Genomic DNA, 5,378 nt, shown 5'->3' with positions numbered 1-5,378 from the left:
GGGGGACGCGGCGCTGGTTCGGGGGGCGGACGGACGACCGGCGGGCCCAGGCGCAGGAGGCCAAGGACGCGGCGGCGCAGGCGTTCTACGAGCTCGACACGGCCCAGCGGGAGATGCGGCTGTCGATCGAGACGATCAGGGCGGTGGACGACTCCCCCGAGGCCCGGCGGGCGCTGGCCTCGTTCGAGGACTTCGGGGGGCGGGTCGACGAGGTCAGCCACCGGTACATCCAGGCGATCGACGCGCACGACCTGGACCGTGACGACCTGGACGCGGCCACGGCCGGCCGGGCGCGGGAGCAGCTGAGCCGGGCGCGGGACGAGCTGGACCAGGTGCGGCGTGAGCTGGAGCGGTTCGCCGAGGGGCTCGGGCCGCTGCTGGGCAAGGCGGAGACGCAGCTGGCCCGGCTGGCGCCGGCGGTGGAGCGGGCCCGGCAGGCGTTGCGGAACGCGGCCGAGCAGCTGGACGCCGCCCGGGGCGCGGGGCTGCGGGCGGACGACCTGGCGGCGCGGCTGGCGGCGCTGGGGCCGGAGCTGACGCTGCTCAACGAGGGCGCCGGGCGGCACGGTGTGGCCGCCACGCTGCAGCGGGCCGACCGGGTCACCCGGGAGGCGGAGGCGGTGCGCGCCGAGGCGGCGCGGCTGCCGGAGCGGGCCGTGGAGATCGACCGGCGGCTGGTGTCGCTGCGGACCCGGGCCGAGGCGCTGGAGACGAGGACGGCCCAGGTCGAGTCGGTTCTGAGCGAGCTGCGGCGGGGTTTCGCGCTGGCCTGCTGGCAGGACCTGCAGCCGGTGCCCGAGCAGGCGGCGCGGAGCGTGGCGCAGGCCGGGGAGCGGCTGGCGGAGGCGCGGGCGGCGCGGCAGGAGCAGCGGTGGGCCGACGCGACGGCGCTGCTGGCGACGGTGCGGGCGCTGCTCAACTCGGCGGACGAGGCGGTGTCGGCCGCCGGGGACCGGCTGCGGCGGCTGGAGGCGGTGCGCAAGGACCCGCAGGCCGAGGTGGAGCGCGCCCGGTTCGCCGTGAGGGACGCGCAGCGGCTGGCGATGGCGGGACGGCACCGCCCGGACCCCCGGCACGCGGCTCCGCTGGACGCGGCGGCGGCGCGGCTGGAGCGGGCCGCGACGGAGGTCGAGGAGGCGGGGCGGCACCCGGACTGGTGGCACTTCCTGGAGGAGACGCGGGCCGTCCGGGAGGACGTGGCGCGGGTGGTCGCCGCGATACGGGAGGAGCGGGCGGGAGGCTGAGAGGGCCGGGGCCCGTCGGCGTCCCGGGTCGGTGCTTGCCGGGTCGGTGCTTGCCGGGTCAGTACTTGCCCGGTGGGTACTTGCCCGGTGGGTGCTTGCGGGAGACCGCGAGTTCCAGCAGGTAGCGCTTGGTCACCCGGCCGCCGTGCGTGCCGTCGACCAGCGCCGCGACGCAGTTCAGCAGACCGTCCCTGGAGCGTGGCGGCAAGGCCCGGTGGTTCGAGTAGCTCCGGAGCAGGTCCAGGTAGTCCGCGGTGGTGTAGGTGATGTCGCGCAGGTGGCGGCGGACGACGGTGGGGCCGAACCGGCCGCTGCGGGTGACCTCCTCGGCGTGGTCCGAACTGTCCACGGCCTCGGGCGCGGGGGGTCGCAGACCGGGTGTGGTGTCCGGGTCGAAGCGTTCGTAGCAGCGCTGGACGTCGATGAAGAACTGCTCGGTGCCGCCCTGTACGTGCTGGGTGCGCACGACGGCGAGGGCTCCGCCCGGGCGCAGCGCCTCGGCCGCCTTGACCGTGCGGACGGCCGGGTCGATCCAGTGGAACGCGGTCGCCGAGAGCACGAGGTCGTACGGCTCCTCGGGGAGCGGCCAGGTCTCGAAGTCCGTCGTCACGACCCGCGCCGCCGGGGCGTGGGCGAGGTTGCGGCGGGCGACCTCGGCCATCCGGGGGCCGGCGTCGAGGGCCGTGACGCGGTAGCCGCGGGCGGCCAGGGGCACGGTCGCCTGGCCGGTTCCGCAGCCGAGTTCGAGGACCCGGGCCCCGGGGCGGGCGCCGGTGAGGTCGGCGAGGTCGTCGTACAGCTCGGGCGGGTAGCCCGGCCGGACGCGGTCGTAGAGCTCCGCGTCCTCGTCGAAGGTGCGGCTCAGCCGCAGCCGCCGGGTCTCCTGGGGGCTGTCGTCACGTCTCATCCGCGCACGTCCGCTGCCGGAGGGCTGTCAGCCGCAGCAGCCTCCGCCGCAGCAGCCGCCCCCACCGGCGGAGGGCGCGGGGGCGGACGCCGCCGAGCCGGCGGAGCGGCCGCCGACGGCGACGGTGGAGAGGAGCTTCGCGGTGTCCTCGTGGCCCGCGGGGCAGGCGGCGGGGGCGGAGGACTCCGCCATGGGGCGGCTGAGTTCGAACGTGTCGCCGCAGCTGCGGCAGCGGTACTCGTAGCGAGGCATGGGGTCATTATGCGGGGCGGCGGCCGGTTGGGGGGCTCGCGGACGTCCGGTGCCCGGTGTGGTGGGGCGGGCCGGCCGCCCGCAGAAGCGTGGAGGTGCCGCAGAAGCGGGCCGGCCGCCCGCGGAAGCGTGGAGGTGCCGCGGGAGCGGTGGCCCCTGGGGACGGCGGCGCGGCCCGAGAGGTGCACCGGGCCGCGCCGCCGTCCCCGGGTGTCAGGCGCGGGAGGCGGTGAGGAATTCGCGCAGGATGCGCTCGCCGGCGAGCACGCCGCGCTCGACGAGGGGGACGACCGTCGGCGCGCCCCACCCCGTGTCGGCGAGTTCGCCGTGGTTGGGGCGCCAGCCGCGGTCCACCGCCAGCAGGAGGTCGGCGTCGAGGAGGGAGTCACCGGCGCCGAGGACGAGGTCGGCGCCGGTGCGCCGGGCGACCTCGCGGACCGCGGCGCTCTTGGTGAGCGGCTTGGGCACGGCGTAGATCTTCCGGCCCTGGAGGGAGACCGTCCAGCCGCGGTTCTCTGCCCACTCGGCGAGGTCCTTGACCCACTGGTCGGGCAGCAGGTCGCGCTGGACCACGAGGTAGACGAAGAGGTCCTCGGCGATCCGGTGCTTGAGCAGCCACTGCGGGTCGGCGGTGCGCCGGAGGTGTTCGGAGACCTCCTCCAGCGGCACGCACTCCTCGGCGAGCCGCGCCGCCACCGTGCGCTGCCAGTCGGGGTCGGAGACACCGTCGACCAGCAGGTGGCCACCGTTGGCGCAGATCGCGTGGCGCGGCGCCGGGCCGGGCAGGCTGATCCGCTCGTACTGGGCGCGGGTGCGGGTGGTGGTGGGCACGAAGCTGGCGACCTCGCCCAGTTCGGCGAGGAGTTCCGCCGCGGCCTCGGTCATGAAGGAGAGCGGTCTGTGCTCGTGGGTCTCGACGCACAGCAGCCGGGGAGCGTCCTGGTCCGGCATGGTGAGCGCGAGAGCGGCCGTGGAGTAGATCAGGGTCCGGTCCAGGTCGCTGGCGACGACGGCGCGAGCGCCGCCGGTATGGGACTCGGTCATCGTGCGGCCACCGCCCGTCCGTCGGTGCCGGTGGCCCCGCGCGTGTAGCGCGGGTGGATGAGTCCGACGCAGCTGTACGGCAGTTCGTCCACCTCCTCGACCGGCACCCCGCGCTGTGCGGCGAGCAGCCGGACGTGGTCAAGGTCGGCGCCCGCGTCCTTGAGGGCCAGGATCTTCCACGGTACCCGGCGCAGCAGCACCCGGGTGGTCTCGCCCACGCCGGGCTTCACCAGGTTGACGTCGTGGATGCCGTACTCCTCGCTGATCCGTTCGACGGCGGCCCAGCCCTCCCAGGTGGGCGTGCGGTCCGCGGCGACGAGTTCCTTGGCGCGGGCCTGGGCCACGTCGGTGACCTCGTCGAAGCGGGCGGAGACGGCGTCCAGGAAGGCGACGGAGACGTCGGCGTCCGCGAGCTCGCGGTAGAACTTGCCGCCGTGGTAGTCGTGCGGACCGACCAGGTCGGAGCGCAGCACGGTGCGCGAAATGAGCCCGGAGACGGTCGAGTTGAGGCAGGCGGACGGGATGAGGAAGTCCTCGCGGGTGCCGTAGGTCCTCACGCACGAGCCCGGGTCGGCGAGCACCGCGATCTCCGGGTCGAAGCCGGTGATCCCTTCGGCCGCCTCGAACTCCTCGATGGCGGCGGCGAGTTCACGGGTGATGGCGCCCTTGCCGGTCCAGCCGTCGACGAACACGACGTCGCGCGGGTCGTGGTGGGCGGCGAGGTAGCGCAGGGCGTTGGCGTCGATGCCGCGGCCGCGCACGATGGAGACGGCGTAGTGCGGCAGGTCCAGGCCGTGACGGTGGCGGGCCCAGCGGCGCATCAGGACGCCGACCGGGGTTCCGGCGCGGGCCAGCGAGACCAGCACGGTCCGCCCCGAGCGCGCGCCGCGCTCGGCGAGGACGGTCTCGGTGACCACGCCGACGGCCTCGGCGATCCGGGCGGCGGAGGTGTCCAGGGCGGCGTGGAAGAGGCGCTGGTAGTCCTCGCTGGGCTGGTACTCGACGGGCAGCGACTCGGCGTAGTGGGCGCCGCCGCTCTGGATGGCCTCCTCGCGCTCCTCGGTGGGCGCCTCGAGAGTGACGTCGGAGAGGTCCTGCAGCAGCCAGCCCACTTCGTCGGGGGCGTAGGAGGAGAAGTGTGGTCCGCGGAGGGGCTCCGGCAGCATGGCGGGCCTTTCGGATGCGCGCGCGGCGCCGCCCTCGCGGGCGGTCCGTGCGGGGGCGGGGCGGGAGACGTTGCCGTGGGCGGCGCGGCCGGAGTCGTGACCGGCGAGGTCGTGACCCGCGGGGTCGTGACCGGCGAGATCCGGACCGGCGGCGCGGCCCTGGACGCTCGGGACGTGACTGGGGACGACGGCGAGCAGCACGTGCGGGGTGTGCGCGGCGAGCTGCGCGAGCAGGCCGTCGGGGGCGTGCAGCGCCGAGGTGTCGCCGGCGGAGTCGACGACGGCGATCACGGCGTCGAAGCCGGCGCCGGCCACGTTGTACGCGTAGCGGTCGCCGGGCCCGTCGGCCGGGTCGTCGTGGGCGGGGAAGACCAGGCGGCTGCGGATGGCGTAGCCGGGGTCGTCGACCGCGAGGACGGGCGAGCGGGTCGTGGTGGAGAACCGCACCCGCGCGTCGGCGAGCAGCTGTTCCAGCCCGGCGGCCAGGCGCAGCGGGGCGTACATCAGCTCCTCGAAGCCGAGGACGAGTACGCGGCCGCGGCGGGCGCCGGCCGGCAGGGCCTCGGCGAGGCGCGCGGTCATCGCGGGCAGGGCGGCGTCGAGCCGGGCGCGGTGGTGCGGCGTGAAGCCGTGCCGGCCGCCGTCGGGGAGGCCCTCGGGCCAGCCGAGGTCCACCCGGCGGGCGAGCGGGGCGGGGGTCGTGCGCTGCCGCGGGACCATGTCCTCGCGGCGCGGGGCGCCGCCCGGCGCCGCGAGGACATGGTC

At 76.1% G+C, this 5,378-nt stretch carries 5 protein-coding genes; 1 reads left to right on the top strand and 4 read right to left on the bottom strand.

Translation table 11 applies throughout. The features are described from left to right. Positions 1-1,244, top strand: a 1,244-nt coding sequence (locus ACOV8S_RS10025; protein ID WP_448317448.1) for a hypothetical protein, incomplete at its 5' end; no start/stop codon positions are given. Positions 1,245-1,302: 58 nt separating this feature from the next. Here ACOV8S_RS10025 and ACOV8S_RS10020 read toward each other — a convergent pair. The 4 genes from ACOV8S_RS10020 to ACOV8S_RS10005 all read right to left on the bottom strand — a co-directional run. After that, complete coding sequence (locus ACOV8S_RS10020; protein ID WP_448317447.1) at positions 1,303-2,151, bottom strand: class I SAM-dependent methyltransferase; 849 nt, start codon at positions 2,149-2,151, stop codon at positions 1,303-1,305. Positions 2,152-2,178: 27 nt separating this feature from the next. Further along, the gene (locus ACOV8S_RS10015; protein ID WP_448317446.1) at positions 2,179-2,403 is read right to left on the bottom strand and encodes an FmdB family zinc ribbon protein; all 225 of its coding nucleotides are present in this window, start codon (positions 2,401-2,403) and stop codon (positions 2,179-2,181) included. Positions 2,404-2,616: 213 nt separating this feature from the next. Then, on the bottom strand, positions 2,617-3,447 hold the full coding sequence (locus ACOV8S_RS10010; RefSeq protein WP_448317445.1) for an HAD family hydrolase: 831 nt from the start codon (positions 3,445-3,447) through the stop codon (positions 2,617-2,619). Next, the coding region (locus ACOV8S_RS10005) for a cysteine protease StiP domain-containing protein (protein WP_448317444.1) at positions 3,444-5,378 on the bottom strand (1,935 nt) is incomplete at its 5' end. The genes ACOV8S_RS10005 and ACOV8S_RS10010, both read right to left, overlap by 4 nt.

It is taken from the genome of Streptomyces sp. CO7 (assembly GCF_053474865.1).
This window is presented reverse-complemented; position numbering and strand designations above follow the sequence as displayed.